Origin of the sequence: Diaphorobacter sp. JS3051, from assembly GCF_015832135.1 — a bacterium.
GTDB classification, from domain to species: Bacteria; Pseudomonadota; Gammaproteobacteria; order Burkholderiales; family Burkholderiaceae_C; genus Diaphorobacter; species Diaphorobacter nitroreducens.
In genome coordinates, this window is sequence record NZ_CP065406.1 from 2,884,236 (window position 1) to 2,905,177 (window position 20,942).

Annotated in this window: 17 protein-coding genes; 5 read left to right on the forward strand and 12 right to left on the reverse strand. The window is 69.4% G+C overall.

What is annotated here, in order from left to right; all coding sequences use genetic code 11:
• Nucleotides 1-45: 45 nt before the first annotated feature.
• Nucleotides 46-1,227, reverse strand: coding sequence for an MFS transporter (locus tag I3K84_RS13780; protein ID WP_011807146.1), 1,182 nt, complete (start codon nucleotides 1,225-1,227; stop codon nucleotides 46-48).
• Between the two features lie 290 nt (nucleotides 1,228-1,517).
• Here I3K84_RS13780 and uvrA point away from each other — a divergent pair, with 290 nt between their 5' ends.
• Nucleotides 1,518-4,607, forward strand: a complete 3,090-nt coding sequence (uvrA, locus tag I3K84_RS13785; RefSeq protein WP_196994775.1) for an excinuclease ABC subunit UvrA — start codon at nucleotides 1,518-1,520, stop codon at nucleotides 4,605-4,607.
• A gap of 234 nt (nucleotides 4,608-4,841) precedes the next feature.
• The gene (gene putP, locus I3K84_RS13790) at nucleotides 4,842-6,335 is read left to right on the forward strand and encodes a sodium/proline symporter PutP (protein WP_196994776.1); all 1,494 of its coding nucleotides are present in this window, start codon (nucleotides 4,842-4,844) and stop codon (nucleotides 6,333-6,335) included.
• A gap of 61 nt (nucleotides 6,336-6,396) precedes the next feature.
• Here the strand turns inward: putP and I3K84_RS13795 are convergent, their stop codons facing one another.
• From I3K84_RS13795 to pyrF, 5 genes are all read right to left on the reverse strand, one after another.
• Nucleotides 6,397-8,358, reverse strand: a complete 1,962-nt coding sequence (locus I3K84_RS13795; RefSeq protein WP_196994777.1) for a methyl-accepting chemotaxis protein — start codon at nucleotides 8,356-8,358, stop codon at nucleotides 6,397-6,399.
• Between the two features lie 581 nt (nucleotides 8,359-8,939).
• A complete protein-coding gene (locus I3K84_RS13800) occupies nucleotides 8,940-9,914 on the reverse strand; it encodes a succinylglutamate desuccinylase/aspartoacylase family protein (RefSeq protein ID WP_196994778.1) in 975 nt (324 codons plus the stop codon).
• Nucleotides 9,911-10,903: a tripartite tricarboxylate transporter substrate binding protein gene (locus I3K84_RS13805; protein WP_041836128.1), complete on the reverse strand. Its 993-nt coding sequence runs from the start codon at nucleotides 10,901-10,903 to the stop codon at nucleotides 9,911-9,913. The genes I3K84_RS13800 and I3K84_RS13805 overlap by 4 nt, the downstream gene beginning before the upstream one ends.
• A 121-nt stretch (nucleotides 10,904-11,024) precedes the next feature.
• Nucleotides 11,025-11,921, reverse strand: coding sequence for a LysR family transcriptional regulator (locus I3K84_RS13810; protein ID WP_088888065.1), 897 nt, complete (start codon nucleotides 11,919-11,921; stop codon nucleotides 11,025-11,027).
• Nucleotides 11,922-11,938: 17 nt separating this feature from the next.
• Nucleotides 11,939-12,763, reverse strand: a complete 825-nt coding sequence (gene pyrF / locus I3K84_RS13815; RefSeq protein ID WP_196994779.1) for an orotidine-5'-phosphate decarboxylase — start codon at nucleotides 12,761-12,763, stop codon at nucleotides 11,939-11,941.
• Nucleotides 12,764-12,870: 107 nt separating this feature from the next.
• Between pyrF and I3K84_RS13820 the strand changes: the two genes are divergently transcribed.
• Entirely contained in the window at nucleotides 12,871-13,770 is a 900-nt protein-coding gene (locus I3K84_RS13820; RefSeq protein ID WP_196994780.1) for a DMT family transporter, read from the forward strand.
• Nucleotides 13,771-13,837: 67 nt separating this feature from the next.
• Here I3K84_RS13820 and I3K84_RS13825 read toward each other — a convergent pair whose 3' ends face one another.
• From I3K84_RS13825 to def, 6 genes are all read right to left on the reverse strand, one after another.
• Nucleotides 13,838-15,031, reverse strand: a complete 1,194-nt coding sequence (locus I3K84_RS13825; protein ID WP_172208971.1) for a phosphoglycerate kinase — start codon at nucleotides 15,029-15,031, stop codon at nucleotides 13,838-13,840.
• A gap of 89 nt (nucleotides 15,032-15,120) precedes the next feature.
• A complete protein-coding gene (locus I3K84_RS13830; protein ID WP_011807136.1) occupies nucleotides 15,121-15,456 on the reverse strand; it encodes an AzlD domain-containing protein in 336 nt (111 codons plus the stop codon).
• Complete coding sequence (locus I3K84_RS13835) at nucleotides 15,453-16,202, reverse strand: AzlC family ABC transporter permease (RefSeq protein ID WP_172208969.1); 750 nt, start codon at nucleotides 16,200-16,202, stop codon at nucleotides 15,453-15,455. Before I3K84_RS13835 ends, I3K84_RS13830 begins: the two co-directional genes overlap by 4 nt.
• Complete coding sequence (gene fmt, locus I3K84_RS13840) at nucleotides 16,199-17,170, reverse strand: methionyl-tRNA formyltransferase (protein WP_172208967.1); 972 nt, start codon at nucleotides 17,168-17,170, stop codon at nucleotides 16,199-16,201. The genes I3K84_RS13835 and fmt overlap by 4 nt, the downstream gene beginning before the upstream one ends.
• A gap of 33 nt (nucleotides 17,171-17,203) precedes the next feature.
• Nucleotides 17,204-17,719 (reverse strand): hypothetical protein, encoded by a 516-nt coding sequence (locus tag I3K84_RS13845; protein WP_047349388.1) that lies wholly within the window; start codon nucleotides 17,717-17,719, stop codon nucleotides 17,204-17,206.
• Entirely contained in the window at nucleotides 17,716-18,228 is a 513-nt protein-coding gene (gene def / locus I3K84_RS13850) for a peptide deformylase (protein WP_011807132.1), read from the reverse strand. The genes I3K84_RS13845 and def overlap by 4 nt, the downstream gene beginning before the upstream one ends.
• Before the next feature lie 202 nt (nucleotides 18,229-18,430).
• Here def and I3K84_RS13855 point away from each other — a divergent pair, with 202 nt between their 5' ends.
• Both I3K84_RS13855 and dprA read left to right on the forward strand, forming a co-directional pair.
• The gene (locus I3K84_RS13855; RefSeq protein ID WP_231403332.1) at nucleotides 18,431-19,690 is read left to right on the forward strand and encodes a LysM peptidoglycan-binding domain-containing protein; all 1,260 of its coding nucleotides are present in this window, start codon (nucleotides 18,431-18,433) and stop codon (nucleotides 19,688-19,690) included.
• Between the two features lie 52 nt (nucleotides 19,691-19,742).
• Entirely contained in the window at nucleotides 19,743-20,903 is a 1,161-nt protein-coding gene (dprA, locus tag I3K84_RS13860; RefSeq protein WP_011807130.1) for a DNA-processing protein DprA, read from the forward strand.
• The last annotated feature ends 39 nt before the right edge of the window (nucleotides 20,904-20,942 follow it).

Genomic DNA, 20,942 nt, shown 5'->3' on the forward strand with positions numbered 1-20,942 from the left:
AGCATAGCGGCTTGCACGCCGCCGGTGCGCCGGAGGGTGAAAAAATCAGTGGCCGCCGCCGCGTCCCACCGGTCGCAGTGGCCAGGTGATGAGCAACCACAGGGCCGTGAGCACGGCGGTGGCGGTGAACAACCCCGGCGCGCCCGCCCACTTCGCCAGCGCGCCGCCCAGCGCACCGCCCGCGAACAGGCCCAGCGACTGCAGCGTGTTGTAGGCGCCCAGCGCCGCGCCGCGCAGGTTGGCCGGCGCCATGCGCGACACCAGACTGGGCTGCGTGGCCTCCAGCGCGTTGAAGCCGCAGAAGAAGATGAACAGCAGCGCCGCCACCGGCATCAGCGATGGCGCAGCGCCTCCGGCCGCCAGCAGGCCAAAGCCCATCTGCACCACCAGCACCAGCCCAATGGCGACCAGCAGCGCAGCGCGCAGCCGCCCGCGCCGCTCCATGGCAAACAGCCCGCCCATGGCGACGAAGGACAGCACCACGGCCGGCAGGTACACCTGCCAGTGCGCGTCCTTGGGCAAGCCGGCCTGCACCAGCAGGGCCGGCACGGCCACCCACATGGCCATCTGCACCGTGTGCAGCACGAACACGCCCAGGTTCAGGCGCAGCAGGTCGGCATGGCGCCACACGTCGGCCAGGCGCCCGCGCGGCGCGTCGGCATGCTGCACCGGCTCGGGCGGCACCATCCACAGCACCACGGCCACGCCGCCCAGCGCCAGCGCGCAGGTCAGGCCGAAGAGGCCGGCCAGGCCGATGTGCGCGGCCAGCAGCGGCGCCGCCACCAGGGCGATGGCGAACATCAGCCCGATGCTGGCGCCCACCAGTGCCATGGCCTTGGTGCGCACCGCGTCGCGTGTCTGGTCGGCCAGCAGCGCCGTGACGGCGGCGGACACCGCGCCCGCACCTTGCAGCGCGCGCCCCACCAGCAGCCCCATCACCGAGTCGGCCAGCGCGGCGAGCAGGCTGCCCGCGGCGAAGACCAGCAGCCCCAGGACGATGACACGCTTGCGCCCGAAGCGGTCCGACGCCATGCCCAGCGGCAGCTGCAGCACCGCCTGCGTGAGCCCGTAGATCCCCATGGCCAGCCCCACCAGGGCGGGGTCGTCGCCGCCCGGGTACTTGCGGGCTTCGAGGGCAAAGACCGGCAGCACCAGGAACAGGCCCAGCATGCGCAGCGCGAAGATCAGCGCCAGGCTGACGCTGGCGCGGCGCTCCATCGGGGTCATGGCGGTGGAGGGCGGAGTGGGTGTGGTGGTGTCCGGCACGGGCGCGGGGGCAAGTCAAAGCGGTGATTCTCACCCATGGCCGGGCCGCACGCGGCAGGGCGGGCCATCGCGGCGTGTGGCGAATTGGGCATGAAATCGCGGTCAAATGCAATACAGATGAGCGCAAACAGCTATTTTTTTGGGAGCATCTGCATGGCTTACCAGACTGACGCCCAGGGCGCTCCGGCCGCGGCTTCTGCGCGGGCGGGGTGGGTGACCTATCATCGTGCGTTTGCCTCCAGGCACGCGCGATGCCCACCTTCGAGCCACCCTCCGACGATCGCCACCCTTCGCCTGCCGATGCGGCCGGAGGGCGCCCACTGGCGCAGGTCCTGCGCGAGCAGCGCATCAGCATCCGCGGGGCGCGCACGCACAACCTCAAGAACATCGACCTGGACATCCCGCGCAACCAGCTTGTGGTGATCACCGGGCTGTCGGGCTCGGGCAAGTCCAGCCTGGCGTTCGATACGCTGTATGCCGAAGGGCAGCGCCGCTATGTAGAGAGCCTGTCGGCCTATGCGCGGCAGTTCCTGGGGCGGCTGGACAAGCCCGATGTGGACCTGATCGAGGGTCTGTCGCCGGCCATTTCCATCGAGCAGAAGGCCACCAGCCACAACCCGCGCTCCACCGTGGGCACGGTGACCGAGATCCACGACTACCTGCGCCTGCTGTTCGCGCGCGCGGGCACGCCGTACTGCCCGGACCACGGCCTGCCGCTGTCGTCGCAGACCGTGAGCCAGATGGTGGATGCGGTGCTGGCCTTGCCCGAGGACACCAAGCTCATGTTGCTGGCGCCCGTGGCACGCCAGAAGAAGGGTGAGTTCACCGAGCTGTTCATGCAGATGCAGGCGCTGGGCTACGTACGCTTTCGCGTGGACGGGCAGATCTACGAGCACGAAAGTCTGCCGCAGCTCAAGAAGACCGAGAAGCACGACATCGACGTGGTGATCGACCGCTTGAAGGTGCGCCCCGACGCCCAGCAGCGCCTGGCCGAGAGCATCGAGGCCGCCCTGCGGGTGGGCGGGCACGAGGGCAACGGCCGGGTACTGGCGCTGGAGATGGACTCGGGCCAGGAGCACCTGTTTTCCAGCAAGTTCGCCTGCCCGGTGTGCAGCTACTCCCTGCCCGAGCTGGAGCCGCGCCTGTTTTCGTTCAACTCGCCCACGGGCGCTTGCCCCGCGTGCGACGGCCTGGGCCAGCAGGAGGTGTTCGACCCCGCGCGCGTGGTGGCTTTCCCGGCCATCAGCCTCGCCAGCGGCGCCATCAAGGGCTGGGACCGGCGCAACGGCTACTACTTCGCCATGCTGGAGAGCCTGGCGCGGCATTACGGCTTTGATGTGGAGACGCCCTTCGAGGAGTTGCCCGAACGCGTGCGCGAGGTCATCCTGCACGGCTCGGGTGAGGAAGAGATCGCCTTCAGCTACCTGCTGGACAGCGGCCCGAACAAGGGCAAGCCCATCGTCAAGAAGCACCCCTTCGAGGGCATCCTGCCCAACATGGCGCGGCGCTACCGCGACACGGACTCGGCGGTGGTGCGCGAAGACCTCGCGCGCTACCGCAGCGCGCAGCCCTGCCCCGAATGCCACGGCGCACGCCTGCGCCGCGAAGCGCGCCATGTGAAGGTGGGCGAGGGCGACGCCGCGCTGGGCATCTACGACGTGAGCCACCGCACGCTGGCGGACGCGCTGCAGTGGTTCGCGTCGCTGCAGCTGGCCGGCGCCAAGGCCGAGATCGCCGGCAAGATCGTGCGCGAGATCGCCGCGCGCCTCACCTTCCTGAACGACGTGGGCCTGTCCTACCTGAGCCTGGACCGCAGCGCCGAGACGCTCTCCGGCGGCGAGGCGCAGCGCATCCGCCTGGCCTCGCAGATCGGCAGCGGCCTGACCGGCGTGATGTACGTGCTGGACGAGCCCAGCATCGGCCTGCACCAGCGCGACAACGACCGGCTGATCGCCACCCTCACGCGGCTGCGCGACCTGGGCAACAGCGTGATCGTGGTGGAGCATGACGAGGACATGATCCGCGCCGCCGACCACTGCGTGGACATGGGGCCCGGCGCGGGCGTGCATGGCGGGCGCGTGATGGCGCAGGGCACCTACGACGAGCTGTGCGCCAACCCGCAATCGCTCACCGGACAGTACCTGAGCGGCGCCAAGACCCTGCCGGTGCCTGCGCGGCGCACGCCCTGGCTGCCCGTGTTGCAACAGAGCGCCGCAGCGCCCGAACCCGACAAGAAGCCCAAGTCGCGTTTTCCCGAGACGGCTGCCAGCTTGCGCAAGAAAGAGCGCCTGGCCGAGCACCGCGCCACGCAGGGGCAATTGCAGGCGCTGCGCGTGGTGGGCGCCACGGGGCACAACCTGAAGGGCGTGAGCGTGCAGTTCCCGGTGGGGCTGTTCACCTGCGTGACGGGTGTGTCCGGCTCGGGTAAGAGCACGCTGGTCAACGACACGCTGCACAAGGCCGTGGCGCGCCAGCTCTACCGCGCGCACGAAGAGCCCGAAGCGCACGAAACCATAGAGGGGCTGGAGTATTTCGACAAGGTCATCAATGTCGACCAAAGCCCCATCGGCCGCACGCCGCGCAGCAACCCGGCCACCTACACGGGCCTGTTCACGCCGATCCGCGAACTGATGGCCGAGACCACCACCGCCAAGGAGCGCGGCTACGGCCCCGGGCGCTTCTCCTTCAACGTGGCGCAGGGCTCGGGGGGCGGGCGCTGCGAGGCCTGCCAGGGCGATGGCGTGGTGAAGGTGGAAATGCACTTCCTGCCCGACGTGTACGTGCCCTGCGACGTGTGCCACGGCCAGCGCTACAACCGCGAGACGCTGGAGGTGCAGTGGAAGGGCAAGAACATCGCCCAGATCCTGGACCTGACGGTGGAGGACGCCCACGCCTTCTTCAAGGACGTGCCCACGATCGCGCGCAAGCTGCAGACGCTGCTGGACGTCGGCTTGTCCTATATCCGCTTGGGCCAGAGCGCCACCACGCTCTCGGGCGGCGAGGCGCAGCGCGTGAAGCTGGCGCAGGAACTCTCCAAGCGCGACACCGGCCGCACGCTCTACATCCTGGACGAGCCCACCACCGGCCTGCATTTCGCCGACATCGACCTGCTGCTCAAGGTACTGCTGCAGCTGCGCGACGCGGGCAACACCATCATCGTCATCGAGCACAACCTGGACGTCATCAAGACCGCCGACTGGGTCATCGACATGGGCCCCGAGGGCGGGGCCGGTGGCGGCACCGTGGTGGCCGAGGGCACGCCCGAGCAGGTGGCCCACAATGCGGCCAGCCACACGGGCCGCTACCTGGCGCCGTACCTGTCTGCTGCCCCAAATCAGTAGTAACCCTGAGGTTTTGCGCCGCCGGCAGTTACAGTTGCGCGCCGCGGCGGAGTGTTTCACTACGTCAGCGCGGCTTTATGGCGAATGATTGGGCGCGGGCTCTGGAATCATCGCGCCACTTCGCTGGCCGGCGCTTGCCGGCACGGCAGCCCCCGGCCTCCGCGCCGGCTTCTCCTCCACTTTTTTTGGCAGGACTTCGCGGCGCGCAGCGCGCCCCGCGGGCCTGGACGTTTCATGAACCTGCTAGACCCGACCGTCATCACCTTCGGCATCTACCTGCTGGCCATGCTGTTCATCGGCTGGCTGGGCTACCGCGCGACGACCGACCTCTCCGACTACATCCTGGGCGGGCGCAGCCTGGGCAGCTTCGTCACCGCGCTGTCGGCCGGCGCGTCCGACATGAGCGGCTGGCTGCTCATGGGCCTGCCCGGCGCGGTGTACCTGAGCGGGCTGAGCGAGGCGTGGATCGCCATCGGCCTGACCATCGGCGCGTACCTCAACTGGCGCCTCGTGGCCGCGCGGCTGCGCCTGTACACCGAGCGCACCAACAACGCCCTCACGCTGCCCGACTACCTGGCCTCGCGCTTCGAGGACGGCTCCAACGTGCTGCGCCTGGTGACCACGGCGGTGATCCTGGTGTTCTTCACCATCTACTGCGCCTCGGGCGTGGTGGCCGGTGCGCGCCTGTTCGAGAGCATGTTCGGCCTGCCCTACCAGACGGCCCTGTGGGTGGGGGCGCTGTGCACCATCGCCTATGTGTTCATCGGCGGCTTCCTGGCGGTGAGCTGGACGGACACCATTCAGGCCTCGCTGATGATCACCGCGCTGATCCTGGCGCCCGTGGTGGCCTACTTCGCCGTCACCGGCGAACTGCAGGCCGGCCAAAGCCTCACCGAGATGATCGGTGCGCAGAAGCTCGACCTGATGCACAACGCCAGCGTGATCGGCGTGGTCTCGCTCATGGCCTGGGGCCTGGGCTACTTCGGCCAGCCGCACATCCTGGTGCGCTTCATGGCGGCGGATTCGGTGGCCTCCATCCCGCGCGCGCGCCGCATCGGCATGACCTGGATGGTGCTGTGCCTGGGCGGCGCGGTGGCTGTGGGCCTGGTCGGCATCCCGTACTTCGCGGTGCACACGCAGCAGGCCGCCGGCGTGCAGGCCAATGCCGAGACGGTGTTCATCGAGATCGCGCGCCAGCTCTTCAACCCCTGGATCGCCGGCCTGCTGCTGGCGGCCATTCTGGCGGCGGTGATGAGCACGCTGTCGTGCCAGCTGCTGGTGTGCTCCAGCGCGCTGACCGAGGACATCTACCGCGTGTTCCTGCGCAAGAACGCCACGCAGCGCGAGCTGGTGTGGGTGGGCCGGGCGATGGTGTTCGCCATCGCCGTGGTGGCGATCGTCATCGCGGGCAACCCCAACAGCCGCGTGCTGTCGATGGTGAGCTACGCCTGGGCGGGCTTCGGCGCGGCGTTCGGGCCGGTCATCCTGCTGTCGCTGTTCTGGCGCGGCATGACGCGCAACGGCGCGCTGGCCGGCATCGTGGTCGGTGCCGTGACGGTGGTGGTGTGGAAGCAGGGCGGCTGGCTGGGGCTGTACGAGATCGTGCCCGGCTTCGTTCTGGGCGCGCTGGCCGTGGTGCTGGTGAGCAAGCTGGGCAAGCAACCCTCGCCCGCCATGCTGCAGCGCCACGACGCGGTGGACGCCGAGATGGCGCGTCTGCAAGCCTGAGGTGATTGCGGGTTTGAGGCAAAGTGGCCTCAAACCCTTTGGGGATAAGCGCTAACAGCTATTAATTGGCTAGCGCAACGGCGTGCGGTCGTTCGCCCAGCTTGAACACCGCCACGCCCTCCACCAGCTCCTGCGCCTGGCTGCGCAGGCTGGCGGCGGCGGCGGCCATCTCTTCGACCAGCGCGGCGTTCTGCTGCGTGGTCTGGTCCATCTGGCTCACGGCCTCGCCCACCTGGGCCACGCCCAGCGACTGTTCGCGGCTGGCGTTGCTGATCTCGCCCATGATGTCGTTGACGCGGCGCACGGCGGTCACCACGTCTTCCATGGTCTTGCCGGCGCGCTCCACCAGCGCATTGCCGCGTTCCACGTCATGCACGCTGGCGGAGATCAGCTCCTTGATCTCGCGCGCAGCGCCCGCGCTGCGCTGCGCCAGGCTGCGCACCTCGCTGGCCACCACGGCAAAGCCGCGGCCCTGCTCGCCGGCACGCGCGGCCTCCACGGCGGCGTTCAGCGCCAGGATGTTGGTCTGGAACGCGATGGAATCGATCACCCCGATGATGTCCGCGATCTTGCCGGACGAGCTGTGGATGCCGTGCATGGTCTGCACCACCTGCGCCACCACCTCGCCGCCCTGCGCGGCCACGCCGCTGGCGCTGGTGGCCAGCTCGCTGGCACGCGCGGCGCTGTCGGCGTTCTGGCGCACGGTCGCGGTCATCTGCTCCATCGATGCGGCGGTCTCTTCCAGGGCGCTGGCCTGGCTTTCGGTGCGGGCGGCCAGGTCGGTGTTGCCCTGCGCGATCTGCGCGCTGGCCGTGGCCACGCCCTCCGCGCCCTGGCGCACGCGGCCCACCACCTCGGTGAGCTGGCGGCGCATCTGCAACAGCGCGGCGATCAGGCGGCCCATTTCGTTGCTGCCGTGGGCGATGTCGCTGCCCGACAGGTCACCGCGCGCCACGGCGCGGGCCAGCTCCACGGCCTGCGCCACCGGCTGCGTGATGGAGCGCACGAAGACCAGCATCAGCACCGTGGCGCCCGCCAGCGTGCCCAGCAGCGCCAGCGCCTGCCACGCCAGCGTGGCGCGCAGGCGGTCGATGCGCGCCTGCAGGGCCTCGTCCACGCCCTGCATGGCCTGGGCGTTCAGTGCGTACAGCGCGTCGATGGTGCGGGTGTAGGTGTCGAAATACTCCTGCGCGGGCAGCGTCAGCGTGTCGGCCTGCAGCAGGGCCTTGTCGGCCAGGGCTAGCGTGGCCGTGATTTGCGCGTCCAGCGTGCGCGCGGGCGCGCCCAGCGTGGCAGCAAAGGCAGGGCTCGCCTCGGTGGCGCGCGCCAGGTTGCGCAGCGTGTCGCCCTGCAGCTCCACCACGCGCTGGCGCAGCGACTGCAGCAGCCCCTTGGCCTCCAGCGGCAGCTCGCCGCCGCGGCCCAGGAAGCCCGCGCCCTGGGCGCGCATCACGCCCAGCTTCTCACCCAGCTGCGGCGCATGCACCAGCGAGGCCTGGATCAGCGCGTTGGTGGCGAAGTCGGGGTCCAGCTGCAGCTCGTAGCTGTGCAGCAGCTGCTCGCCGGTCTGCAGCAGCGACGTGATCAGCGCCGTGTGCTGCGCCGTGCTTTGCGCGGCGGGCAGCGAGCGTGCGGCCACAGCCGGCTCCAGCTGCTGCCAGGCCTGCTGGGCGCGCTGCCAGGCGTCGCGCTGGGCCCCGGGCACCTGCGCCGCGTCCAGGCGGGCGGTGGCCTCGGCGAAGGCTTTGTTCACCGCATCGCGCGCGGCCGGGCGCCGGGCGGCCAGCGTCTCGTCGCCGCCCAGCATGCCGTTGGACAGGCCGCGGTGCACCTGCAGCCCCTGCACCACCTTGTGCAGCGCCAGCAGCGGCGGGGCGCCACGGGCCTCGTGGCGGGCGCGCGCCAGGTCGTCGAGCGCGCCGCTCACGAACAGCCAGGTGGGCACGGCGCTCATGAGGATGCCGGCGAGGCCCAGGATGAGGAATTTGTAAAGCAGCGGCAGGCGCTGAGAAAGCGAGGTCATAGCGGGAACCTTTCCTTGTCCGCGAGACCGCCTAGGGCCTGTTCACACTATTTTTGCCAGATGCGTTGCGATCAAAAAGGGCCAGGCGCAAGGCGCCAAACGAAGCTGGGGTGCTACCCCAGCGAGGCTTGGCAACGCCGCGAATGGCCCTTTTTGATCGCAACCCGGAGGGAACGGAGTGAAAACCGCGCCATTCGTCGTTGCCCTCCTAGCCAAGGCCCCGGCCTTGGCGTCGTCACGCGCCTAGATTGGCGCGGTTTTCACGCCATTCGCACTGGCAAAAATAGTGTGAACAGGCCCTAGAGGGCGGGCGAGACAAAGAGATGTCAAGGACGTGTAACGTAATGTTATTCGGCAAAAACCGGCCTGTCCTTGAACGAGTTCAGCTTTTTGGGCGCGCAGGGGCTTCATCCCGTCACAGAGGTGTTGCGACGGGTTTAAGGGTGTTTTTGGTCCTTAGACCAATAAATACGGGCGCTAGTAGCTATCAGTATGGAAGCGAAACCTGCGCATGCCCCAGACGCTGCCACGCGGCCGGCCCGCCCTGCGCGGGGCGAGGCACCGACCGCAGGCCGTGCCGCCTACAGCGGCCGCCGCGTGGCGAAGCGCACCACCGTCACGCCGGCACGGGCCTGGCGGGTGCTGGGCATGACCAGCACGCAGTCGTCGTACGGCGTGGTGACGGGCTCGCCATCGTTGTCGCCGATGACGGTGCCGGCCTGGGGGATCACCTCCAGGCCCGTGAAAGGCTCGGTGAAACGAAAGCGCTCGCTCCTGGCGACCACCGGGCCGGTGACCTCCAGCGCCCACTGGCGCGGCGCGTCGGGCAGGCGCCAGCCGGGCAGCCCACGTGCCAGGGTGGCGGAATCCACCACGCCCGCCGCTTGCAGGAAGCGCACGCACTGGTCCTGCGCCACGGCGCGGCTGGCCGGGTCGCCATGGAAGCCGCATTCGACGAGCAGCGAGCGCGTGTCGCCGCCCTCGGCATCGGGCTGGCCAAAGCGGCCATAGTCGCGCATGCGCGTGCCGTCCTTGTGGCCCGCGTCCACCACGATGTGCTCGGGCGCGGCCAGGGTGCGCGCGAGGTGCAGGTTGCGCGGCTGCATGCCGGTGAGCAGCAGCGGCGCGCAGGGCTCGTGCATGGAGTGCAGGTCCAGCAGCCAGTCGGCCTCGGCCACGAAGGGGCGCAGCGCGGCCGCGCGCCGGCGCTCCAGCGTGTCGCCGGCGTCCATGCGCGCATCCACCCACTGGCGGTTGAGGTCTTCGTCCACGAAGCGGGCGGCGTCGTGGTGGTGGGGGTCGAACCGGTCGAACGCGGCCAGATTGCACAGCGCCAGCGTGAGCGTGCCGCGCGCGGGGCGCAGGCCGGCTTCCAGCAGGCCCTTGAGCGCCCAGGCGCCGCACAGCTCGTTGCCGTGCACGAGGGCGCTGATCATCACGTGGCGGCCCGGCGTGCCGGAGTCGAAGCGCCACACGCCCTCGGTGCCGGTGTTGCCGGCGCGCCAGGCGCCGAGGTCGGGCGCGGTCAAAGTGAAAGGCAGGGGAGCGCTCATCATTCTTCGATCTTGGCGAACTCGATGATCTTCTTGTACTTGGCGACCTCTGCGGCGAGGAACTTGTCCACGTCCAGGCTGGGGGATGCCACGGTGGAGCCCGCGGCTTCCATTCGCTTGCGGAAGTCCGGCGACTCCAGCGTCTCGTTGAGCGCCTTCTTGAGCCGCTCGGCCACGGGCTTGGGCAGGTGGGCGGGCGCCATGAGGGCGAACCAGGTGCCGATGTCCACGTTCTTGTACTGCGCCGATTCGGCCAGCGCCGGAATGTCGGGCGCGACGGTCGAGCGCTTGGCCTCGGTGGTGCCCAGGGCGATCACTTTGCCGCTCTTGATGTGCGGCAGGCCGCTGGAGAGCACGAACACGCCGAACTCCAGGTTGTTGCCCACCAGGTCGTTGGTGAGCGGCGCCACGCCGCGGTAGGGGATGTGCGTCATGAACAGCTGGCCCTGTTCCTTGATCATCTCGCCGGCCAGGTGCAGCGAGGTGCCCACGCCCGAGCTGCCATAGCTGAGCTTGCCGGGGTTCTTGCGCACGCGTTCGGTGAATTCGGCCAGGTTCTTCACGCCGGTGCCGGTGCTGGCCACCAGCACCAGGGGCTGCGAGGCTACGAGGCCGATGGCGGTGAAGTCCTTGATGTCGTACTTGACCTTCTTGGTCACCAGCTTGTTGATGGCGATCTCGTTGCTGGCGCCAACCAGCAGCGTGTAGCCGTCGGGCGCGCTGCTGGCCACCTTCTGCGCGCCAATGGCGCCGCCCGCGCCGCCCAGGTTCTCGATCACCACGGGCACGCCCAGGCGGTTGGACAGCTCCGCGCCCACGGCGCGGCCGGTCAGGTCGGTGCTGCCGCCGGGCGGATAGCCCACGACGATGGTGATGGGCTTGCTGGGGTAGGCGGGCGCTTGCGCGAAAGCGGCGGGGCTGGCAGCGGCGAGCAGCGCGGCGCTGGCCAGCAGCGCGCGGCGCAACGGGGCGGGGGTGCGGGAAGTGTGCATGGCGTTTTCCATAGGCAGGTCGAGGTGGGTGCCATTGTGAAAAGCGCACCATGGCTGCGTCGTGCCGAAGTGGCACCAGGCCGTGCATTGTGGGCACGCGGCCCGCGGGTTTATCCGGGGATCACTGGCGCGCCAATGTGGCCCACAGCGCCTCGGCCCAGGGCGAGAGCCGGCGCTTGGGCCGGTACATGCGCACGTCGAAGCGCACCTGCATGCGCTCGTCGCCCGCGCGGGCCAACCGCCCAGACTGGCAGTCGGCATGCACCATGGACCAGGGCAGCCACGCCACGCCCAGGCCGCGCAGCACGTACTCGTACTGCGCGTCGGCCGAGTCGCATTCCACCACGCGCGCCAGGCGCGGCGCCAGCGGGTCATGCGCCAGGCGGTCTTCCACCAGCCGGCCGAGCGCCAGCGTGTGCGAGTAGGCGAGGTAGGGCACCGCATCCGTGCCGCCAAAGTGGTGCAGCGGCGCACCGCCGGCGCGGGCGCGGGAGACGGGCACCAGGCGGTCGCTGGCGAGCGTGAGGTGGGTGAACTGCCGTGCGTCCAGGCGCACGGCGAGCGAGGTGTGGTGGTAGGCCAGGGTGAAGTCGGCCTCGCCACGCTCGATCATGGCCACGGACTCATCCAGCGCACAGGTGCGCACGCGCAGCTCGCCGCCCGCCAACACGGGCTGTATGCGGGCCAGCCAGTCGGCCACCACGGTGCGTGCCAGGGTACGGCCGGTGGCCAGGGTGACGGTGCGCGCCTGCCGCCCCGCGATGGCGCGCAACTCCTCGTGCGAATGGGCCAGGTTCTGCGCCATCTGCTGCGCGGTTTCCAGGAAGGCCTGCCCCGCGGGCGTGAGCCGCACGGGCCCGCCGCCGTCGCGCTCCGTGAGCGGCGTGCCGGCCCACGCCTCCAGCGCGCGGATGCGCCGCCCGAACGCGGGGTGCGTCACATGGCGCAGTTCCGCCGCGCGGGTGAAGCTGCGCTCATGCGCCAGGGCGATGAAGTCCTCCAGCCACTTGAGTTGCATGGCCGGAAAACGCTGGGCTAGGCGCGCGCGGCGTTGAGCGCGGCGCGCGTGGCCTGGGCTGCGTTGCGTGCGGCCGCGGCAAAGTCCGCACCGCTGGATGCGTAGAGCACGGCGCGCGAGGAGTTCACGATGATTGGCCCGTGGGCGCGCAGCCCGGCGCGCACCGTGGCGGCTGCGTCGCCGCCCTGCGCGCCCACGCCGGGGATCAACAGCGGCAGCGTGGGTGCCAGCGCACGCACGCGCTCTATTTCTTGTGGGTACGTGGCGCCCACCACCAGGCCGAGCTGGCCGTTCTTGTTCCAGGGGCCCTGCGCCTGGCGGGCCACGTGCTCGTACAGCAGCGGCTGGCCTTCGACGCTGGCCAGGCGCTGGGCCTGCAGGTCATCGCCACCAGGGTTGGAGGTGCGGCACAGCAGGAAAGCACCCTTGCCGTGGTAGGCCAGATAGGGCTCGATGGAGTCAAAGCCCATGAAGGGCGAGAGCGTCACGGCATCCGCGCCGTAGCGCTCGAAGGCCTCTTTGGCGTATTGCTCGGCCGTGGAGCCGATGTCGCCGCGCTTGGCGTCCAGGATCACGGGCACATGCGGGGCGTTGCAGCGCATGTGCTGCATCAGGCGCTCCAACTGGTCTTCGGCACGGTGCGCAGCGAAGTAGGCGATCTGCGGCTTGAAGGCGCACACCAGGTCGGCCGTGGCGTCCACGATGGCGGCGCAGAAGTCGTAGATCTTGTGCGCCTCGCCACGCACGGACTCGGGAAAGCGCGTGGGTTCGGGGTCCAGGCCCACGCACAGCAGGGAGTCGTTGCGCGTGGTGGCGTCGCGCAGCATGTCAAGAAAAGTCATGTCCGTGATTTTAGGCAACACCATGCCGGTGCCGTGCACCACGGCGTCCAGGTGTTTTCGCGGGCGGCTTCGGCAAGGACGGCGCCTGCCCGGCACAATCGCCGCCCATGCCTGCCCTTTCCCGCCGCCAGCTCGTCGTTCTTGCCCTGTTGACCCTGGTGTGGGGCCTCAACTGGCCGGTGATGAAGATGGGTGTGGCGCACTTTCCGCCGCTCACCTTCCGCATGGCGTCGCTGTGGCTGGGCCTGCCCATCCTGGCCGCGGTGATAGGGGTGCGCAAGCTGCCCTTCACTATTGCGCGCGCGCATTGGGGCCGCGTGGCGCTGCTGGCGCTGACCAACATGGTGCTGTGGCACGTGCTCATGATCCTGGCGATCCCGCAGCTGTCCAGCGGGCGCGCGGCCATCCTGGGCTACACCATGCCCATCTTCTCGGCCGTGCTGGGCGCGCTGGTGTTTGGCGACCGCCTGGCCGGTCGTGCGTGGGTGGGCGTGGGCGCGGCGCTGGTGGGCGTGGTGCTGCTGCTGTGGCATGAGGTGGGCGCGCTGGGCGGCCGGCCCCTGGGCGTGACACTGATGCTGGTGTCCGCCGCCAGTTGGGCCCTGGGCACGCAGCTGATGCGGCGCCTGAGCGTGCCGGTGCCGCTGCTCACGCTGTCGTTCTGGATGGTGGCCATCACCTGCGTGGTACTCACCGTGTTGGCGGTGGCGTTCGAGCGCGAGCGCTGGGTGGCACCCGACGCCCAGGCCTGGGCCGCCATTTTCTACAACGGGCTGCTGGCGCTGGGCTTTGCGCAGACGGCGTGGTTCTTCCTGGTGCGCACGCTGCCGCCCGTGGCCTCCACGCTCAGCGTGATGATGATTCCGGTGCTGGGCGTGTTCAGCGGCGCGCTGTGGCTGGGTGAGGTGCTGCATTGGCAGGACTGGACCGCCGTGGGCCTGATGGCCGTGGCCATCGGCACCGTGCTGTGGCCGGCCCGCGCCGTGCAGGCGCAGGAGTTCAAGTAAAAAGAGCTGCTAGCGCTTATGCAATAAGCGCAAGCAGCTCTGATTTTTATAGCGTTCTGGGGCGGGATCAGCCTGCCGCGCGCTTTTGCAGTATTTCGATGGCCGGCAGGGTCTTGCCCTCCAGCACCTCCAGGAACGCGCCACCGCCGGTGGAGATGTAGCCCACGTCCTTCTCGATGCCGTACTTGGCAATCGCCGCCAGGGTGTCGCCGCCGCCGGCGATGCTGAAGGCGCTGGATTCGGCGATGGCCTGCGCGATGGCCTTGGTGCCGCCCGCGAACTGGTCGAATTCGAACACGCCCACGGGGCCGTTCCAGACGATGGTGCCCGCGGCCTTGAGCTGCGCGGCCAGTTGGGCCGCCGTCTCGGGGCCGATGTCCAGGATCAGGTCGTCCTCGGCCACTTCGCTGGCCTTCTTCACGGTGGCGGGTGCGTCGGCCGCGAAGGCCTTGGCGACCACCACATCGGTGGGGATCGGCACCTCGGCGCCGCGCGCGGCCATGGCGGCGATCACGGCCTTGGCTTCGTTCACCAGGTCGGGCTCGGCCAGGCTCTTGCCGATGGGCAGGCCGGCCGCCAGCATGAAGGTGTTGGCAATGCCGCCGCCCACCACCAGGCCGTCCACGTTCTTGGACAGGCTTTGCAGGATGGTCAGCTTGGTCGAGACCTTGGAGCCGGCCACGATGGCGACCAGCGGGCGCTTCGGGTGGGCCAGCGCGGTCTGGATGGCGTCGATCTCGGCGGCCAGCAGCGGGCCGGCGCAGGCCACCTTCGCGTACTCGGCGATGCCGTAGGTCGTGCCCTCGGCGCGGTGGGCGGTGCCGAAGGCGTCGTTCACGTAGATGTCGCACAGCTGGGCCATCTTCTTCGCCAGCTCGGGGTCGTTTTTCTTCTCGCCCTTGTTCAAGCGGCAGTTTTCCAGCAGCACGACCTGGCCGGGCTGCACCTGCACACCGTCCACCCAGTCGGCCACCAGCGGCACCTCGCGGCCCAGCAGTTCGGACAGGCGCTGGGCCACCGGGGCCAGCGAATCCTCGGGCTTGAACTCGCCCTCGGTGGGGCGGCCCAGGTGGCTGGTCACCATCACGGCGGCGCCGGCTTCCAGCGCCATCTGGATGCAGGGCACGGAGGCACGGATGCGCGTGTCCTCGGTGATGCGGCCGGCGTCGTCTTGCGGCACGTTCAGGTCGGCACGGATGAACACGCGCTGGCCACGGGCCTGGCCCTGGGCGCAAAGGTCGGAAAAGCGAAGGATGTGCATGGGAACAGTGGGTGAGTGCGCCGCGCCGTCACGGTGCGGTCATGAAAACTGCGCGGATTGTAGGCGCCTGGTAACCGCGCCGTAACTCTCTACCAGCCCAGTCCGATATGCAGCGGCAGGTACACCGCCATGCCCACGACGATGGTGCCCAGGATGCCGCGGCGCCAGAAGTAGTAGCCCGCGGCGGCAGCCACGGCGGGCAGCCGTGCGTCCTGCAGCGTCTGGATCAGCGCGCCCTGGCTCATGACCAGCTCGGGCGCGATCACCCCGGCCAGCGCGGCCAGCGGCGCGTACTTCAGGCCGCGGCGCAGCCAGTCGGGCATCGGCAGGTCGCGCTCGGGGATCATGAAGAACGCGCGCGTGAGCAGGGTGATGCCCGCCAGCCCCAGGATGGCGATGGCCGGCTCGATCCAGGCACCGTTCATGTGTCGCCTCCCACCGCGCGGGTGCGCGCACGCCGCAGCGCGCGCTCGGCCGCTTCGGCGGCCAGCCCTGCGGTGACGGCTGCGGCGATCGCCACCAGGATGTTGAGCTTGAGCGGCAGCGCGAAGGTGGCCACCGCCGCCGTGCAGGCCACGGCCGTGGCGAGCCAGGTGGCGCGGTCGTTCAGCATGGACAGCAGGATGCCCAGCAGCGCCAGCACGCCCGCAAAGCCCAGCCCCCAGGACAGCGGGATGGCGTTGGCCAGCACGATGCCTGCAATGGACGGCACCTGCCAGGCCAGCCAGTTGGCCGAGGCCGCGCCCCAGAAATAAGGCACCTGCTCGGGCGCAGGCACGGGCTTGGGAAAGCGCTTCATGAAGCTCACGAAGATCACATCGCCGCTGAAGTAGCCCAGCGCCAGCCGGTGGCGGCGCGGCAGGTGGGCGAAGTAGCTGCGCCACATGCTGCTGAAGATCACGAAGCGCAGGTTCACGCAGGTGGCCGTGAGCCACACCACCCACAGCGGTGCGCCCGCCACCATCAGCGGCAGCACGGCCAGCTGTGCGCTGCCGGCATACACCGCCAGCGACATGAACAGCGCCATCGGCAGCGACATGCCGCTCTTGGCCATGGCCACGCCCGTCACCAGGCCCCAGGCGCCGATGCCCAGGCAGGTGCCGGCCATGTCACTGGCGCCCTGGCGGAAGGCCGGGTCGCGCAGCTGGGCGCGCAGGAAAGGCAGACTCATGGGGCGGCGCCCAGCACCATGCCTGGCGCCAGCGGGAAGCCGCGCAGGAAGTCCGCGGCGGGCAGCCGCTTGCCGCCCGCGCGTTGCAGCACCGTCAAGCGCAGCAGGCTGCCGGCGCCGCAGGCCACGCCGATGCCGTCGGCATCTATAGACAAAATCTGGCCGCAGGCCGCATCCAGCGTGCGCGAGCAGCTATCTATTTCGCAGCTCCATACCTTGATGGCATCGGCCCCCAGCGTGGTGGCCGCGCCGGGGAAGGGGTCGAAGGCACGCACGCGCCGGGCGATCACCTCCGCCGGCTGGTTCCAGTCGATGGTGCTTTCCGCCTTGTCGATCTTGTGCGCGTAGGTCACGCCCTCGGCCGGCTGCGGTGTGGGTTTGAGGCCCCCGCAGGCGGCCATCTCCAGCGCCTCCACGATCAGCCGCCCGCCCAGCTGCGCCAGCCGGTCGTGCAGCGTGGCGGTGGTATCGGTGGGGCTGATGGCGGTCTTTTCCAGCAACAGCATGTCGCCGGTATCCAGGCCCGCGTCCATCTGCATGATGGTCACGCCGGTTTCCGCGTCGCCGGCCTCGATGGCGCGGTGGATGGGCGCCGCGCCGCGCCAGCGCGGCAGCAGGCTGGCGTGGATGTTCAGGCAGCCGAGCCGGGGCGTGTTGAGCACCCACTGCGGCAGGATCAGCCCATAGGCGGCCACCACCATCACATCGGCCTGCGCAGCCTCGATGGCGGCTTTGGCGGCCGCTGCGTCCTCGGGGTATTTGCCATCCAGGCGCAGGCTCAGCGGCTGCGCCACGGCGATGCCGTGCTGCAGCGCGCACTGCTTGACGGGTGAAGCCTGCAGTTTCATGCCGCGGCCCGCGGGGCGGTCGGGCTGGGTCAACACCAGGGGCACGGTGAATCCCGCGGCCAGCAGGCGTTCCAGGGCCACGCGCGCAAACTCGGGCGTGCCGGCAAAAATGACTCTCATACAACGCGTGGAATAGCGGCCCCGGGGTGGGGCTCAGTGAAAGGGGTCGTTGTCGTTCAGCCGCTCGTCCGTGAACATCACGCGCTGCACGACGCCCGCCGGGTCGATGTGCACATGGGCCTGGCGGGGCTCTCCATTGTCACGAAAGCGGTAGGTCCAGATATCGCCATTGAAGCGCGCCACCTTCTCCACCAGCGCAGGCGGGCCGAAGGTGCGTCGCACGGCTGCGCGCGTATCGACGCCATTGCGCAGCGCATGGAAGCGCTCCAGCGTCAGTACCTGCTCCACCCGCACCAGGCGTTGCCGGGCGTCAAAGTCGAGGTGGTAGACCTGTTGGCCTGCGGGCTGGCGGCTGTAGACCAGCCGTTCTCCGCCTTCAGGGAGCATTACGGTCAGCGTGGGTGCGCCCATGGTGCGCTCGATGTCCGCACGCGGCGTGCCTGCTTTCTGCCATTCGGGTACGGCGCAGGCCGCCAAAAAAACAGCCAGCAGCAGTGCGCTCCAGCGGAGCCGGCGCGGTGCGGTTGCGTGCGCCGGCAGCGGGGTCATGCGCGTTCGGCCTGCTTTTGCTGCTTCAACAGCTTGGTCTTGATGCGGTTGCGCTTCAAGGGCGACAGGTATTCCACGAACACCTTGCCCAGCAGGTGGTCCATCTCGTGCTGGATGCACACGGCCAGCAGGCCCTCGGCCTCGATCACGCGCGGCTGGCCGTCGCGGTCCAGCGCGCGCACGTGCACGGCAGTGGAGCGCTCCACGCCATCGTAGATGCCAGGCACCGACAGGCAGCCCTCGTCGCCCACCTGTTTCTCGGCACTGGCCCAGGTGATCTCGGGGTTGATCAGCACCAGCGGCGTGTCGCGCTCTTCGGAGACGTCGATCACCACGATGCGCTCGTGCACATCGACCTGCGTGGCGGCCAGGCCGATGCCATGGGCGTCGTACATGGTGGCGAACATATCGTCCACGATGGCGCGCACGCGCTCATCCACCGCCGTCACGGGCTGGGCGACCTTGTGCAGGCGAGGATCGGGGTAACAGAGAATCGGAAGAATTGCCATGGCAGAGCGCTCAATATGTCGCTATTTTCGCCACTTTTGCCCGCCATTGCGGCGCCCAATCACAATAATCGTTGCCCGATCAAGGGCTTGGGCACAGAATCTCAAATGGTTTGTAATGTATTCGCGGCAGTTTCTTCTGTAAAACAATTAACTGCACCGCAGCGAGAGGGGCGTTTTTCCAATGAATGACACGAGGAACAATATGGCGGCTCAGGCCCGTATGCGCGTGACGGCGCTCGGCGCACTGGCTTTGTTGGCGGGTGCCGCCATGGCACCGGCGGCGCAGGCCCAGAATTACCCGATTACCTCCGAGCAGCGCGCCACCGCGCAGCAGGTGGCTTCACGCGGCGTTCCCCTGTCCGAATTGGCCGCCAATGCGCCCGATACCTACGTGGTGAAACGCGGAGACACGCTGTGGGGTATTTCCGGCATGTATTTGAAGCGCCCCTGGCGCTGGCCGGAACTGTGGGGCATGAATCTGCAGTCCATTCCCAACCCGCACCTGATTTTCCCGGGCCAGACGCTGTACCTGGAAAAGGTGGACGGCTATGCCCGCCTGAGCACCAGCCGCAAAGGCGCGCCCGAGACCGTGCGCGTGTCGCCGCGCACGCGCTATGACAGCCTGGCCGGCACGGCGCTGCCCACGCTCAAGCCGCACCTGATCGAACCCTTCCTCGTCGAGCCTCTGGTGGTGGACGAGCTCACACTGCAGCAGGCCCCGCGCATCGTGGCCACGCGCGACGAACGCATGATCATGGCCAACGGCGACCGCGCCTACGTGCGCGGCGCTGAAGGCAGTCCCCTCGTGATGGCGCCTGGCGTGCCGCGCCAGTACCGCGTGTTCCGCAACGCCATTCCGCTGAAGGATCCGCACACTGGTGAGGTGCTGGGCTACGAAGCGCAGTATGTCGGCCGCGCCGAACTGGTGCGCAGTGAAACTACCACTCCAGTGCCCCAGAGCGATGTAGCGCGGGGCAAGAGTTCCAGCGAGGGCCGGGGGGAAGTGCTGGAGGGGCAAGCCGACGGCACAGCGGTGGACATCGTTCCCGCCACGGTGGACCTGAGGGGCGCGAAGGAAGAGATCCGCGCCGGCGACCGCCTGCTGCCCGCACCACAGCGCAGCTTCAACAGCTACACCCCGCGGGCACCGCTGGGCCCCGTGGATGCCAGCGTGGTGTCGATCTACGGCAGCGCGGCCGTGGCCAACGCCGGCCAGAACCAGGTGATCACCATCAACCGCGGTACGCGCGACGGCATGGAAGCCGGCCATGTGCTGCAGCTGCTCACGCAGGGCGAGCGCTTCAAGGACAAGACCGACGAGCAGCGCGCCATGGTGCGCCTGCCCAGCGAGAGCAATGGCGTGGCGATGGTGTTCCTCACGTTCGACCGCGTGTCCTACGCCCTGATCCTGCAGTCGCAGCAGGCGGTGCGTGTGGGCGACCGTCTGGTCAACCCCGAGTAAGCCCCGGGCGCCGTCACCTGCGGGCGGCCGCTCCCCCGCCTTGTCACCGCGCATGCAACGCGACGAACTGGCCGCCTGGCTGCGACTGACGCTCACGCCTGGCGTGGGCAACGGTGCCGCGCGCAGGCTGCTGGCCGCGTTCGGCCTTCCCCAGAACATCTTTGCGCAGGGCGAGAGGGCCTGGCAGTCCTGCGTCACCACGGCGCAGGCGCGCGCGCTCGCCCGCGTGCCCGAGGAGCTGGAGGCGCTGACCGAGCGGACGTGGCAGTGGCTGCTGGACGGGCGGGCGCCCGCGCAGCCGGCGCACGGCATCGTCACGCTGGGTGACGAGGCCTATCCTCCTGCGTTGCTGGCCACCGAGGATCCGCCGCTGCTGCTGTACCTGCTGGGTGCTCCGCAGTTCGTGCAGGGCGGCGCGCCGTTCGCGCCGGCGCACAGCCTGGCCATGGTGGGTAGCCGCAACCCCACGGCCCAGGGGGCGGACCATGCCCGGCAGTTCGCACGTGCTCTGCGGGAGGCGGGTTTGTGCGTCGTTTCGGGCCTGGCGCTGGGCATCGACGCGGCGGCGCACGAGGGCGCGCTGATCGATCCGCCCGACGGCGCCGCGCCCGCCACCATTGCCATCGTGGGCACCGGGCTGGACCGGGTGTACCCGCGTGCCAACAAGGAGCTGGCCCACCGCATCGCGCGCCACGGCTTGCTGGTCAGCGAATACCCGCTGGGCACGCCGCCGTTGCCGGCCAACTTTCCCAAGCGCAACCGCATCATCTCCGGCCTGTCGCAGGGCACCCTGGTGGTGGAGGCGGCGCTGGCCTCGGGCTCGCTGATCACCGCGCGGCTCGCGGCCGAGCAGGGGCGCGAGGTGTTCGCCATACCCGGCTCCATCCACGCGCCCCAGTCGCGTGGTTGCCACGCGCTGATACGCCAGGGCGCCAAGCTGGTGGAGTCGGCGCAGGACGTACTGGAAGAACTGCGCTGGCATGCGCCGGCAGCCGCCATCCCTGCAGCACAGGACGCGTCCGAGGAGCCCCTTGCGCCGTCGTATCAGTGTGTGCTGGATGCGCTGGGGTTCGATCCACTGGGGCTGGACGCGCTGGTGGCGCGCACAGGGCTGGATGCCGCCACGCTGCAGGTACGGCTGCTGGAGTTGGAACTGGAGGGGCGTGTCGCGCGCCTGCCCGGCGGGCTGTTCCAGCGCGTGGGGCAGGCCTGAAAGCAGCGACGGCAGTGCGCGCTTCGCGGCGCACGCCTG

Bases quoted from the DNA above. Each gene is read 5' to 3' on its own strand.
- I3K84_RS13780 (WP_011807146.1), bottom strand. From the start codon at position 1,227: ATGACCCCGATGGAGCGCCGCGCCAGCGTCAGCCTGGCGCTGATCTTC.
- uvrA (WP_196994775.1), top strand. From the start codon at position 1,518: ATGCCCACCTTCGAGCCACCCTCCGACGATCGCCACCCTTCGCCTGCC.
- putP (WP_196994776.1), top strand. From the start codon at position 4,842: ATGAACCTGCTAGACCCGACCGTCATCACCTTCGGCATCTACCTGCTG.
- I3K84_RS13795 (WP_196994777.1), bottom strand. From the start codon at position 8,358: ATGACCTCGCTTTCTCAGCGCCTGCCGCTGCTTTACAAATTCCTCATC.
- I3K84_RS13800 (WP_196994778.1), bottom strand. From the start codon at position 9,914: ATGATGAGCGCTCCCCTGCCTTTCACTTTGACCGCGCCCGACCTCGGC.
- I3K84_RS13805 (WP_041836128.1), bottom strand. From the start codon at position 10,903: ATGCACACTTCCCGCACCCCCGCCCCGTTGCGCCGCGCGCTGCTGGCC.
- I3K84_RS13810 (WP_088888065.1), bottom strand. From the start codon at position 11,921: ATGCAACTCAAGTGGCTGGAGGACTTCATCGCCCTGGCGCATGAGCGC.
- pyrF (WP_196994779.1), bottom strand. From the start codon at position 12,763: ATGACTTTTCTTGACATGCTGCGCGACGCCACCACGCGCAACGACTCC.
- I3K84_RS13820 (WP_196994780.1), top strand. From the start codon at position 12,871: ATGCCTGCCCTTTCCCGCCGCCAGCTCGTCGTTCTTGCCCTGTTGACC.
- I3K84_RS13825 (WP_172208971.1), bottom strand. From the start codon at position 15,031: ATGCACATCCTTCGCTTTTCCGACCTTTGCGCCCAGGGCCAGGCCCGT.
- I3K84_RS13830 (WP_011807136.1), bottom strand. From the start codon at position 15,456: ATGAACGGTGCCTGGATCGAGCCGGCCATCGCCATCCTGGGGCTGGCG.
- I3K84_RS13835 (WP_172208969.1), bottom strand. From the start codon at position 16,202: ATGAGTCTGCCTTTCCTGCGCGCCCAGCTGCGCGACCCGGCCTTCCGC.
- fmt (WP_172208967.1), bottom strand. From the start codon at position 17,170: ATGAGAGTCATTTTTGCCGGCACGCCCGAGTTTGCGCGCGTGGCCCTG.
- I3K84_RS13845 (WP_047349388.1), bottom strand. From the start codon at position 17,719: ATGACCCCGCTGCCGGCGCACGCAACCGCACCGCGCCGGCTCCGCTGG.
- def (WP_011807132.1), bottom strand. From the start codon at position 18,228: ATGGCAATTCTTCCGATTCTCTGTTACCCCGATCCTCGCCTGCACAAG.
- I3K84_RS13855 (WP_231403332.1), top strand. From the start codon at position 18,431: ATGGCGGCTCAGGCCCGTATGCGCGTGACGGCGCTCGGCGCACTGGCT.
- dprA (WP_011807130.1), top strand. From the start codon at position 19,743: ATGCAACGCGACGAACTGGCCGCCTGGCTGCGACTGACGCTCACGCCT.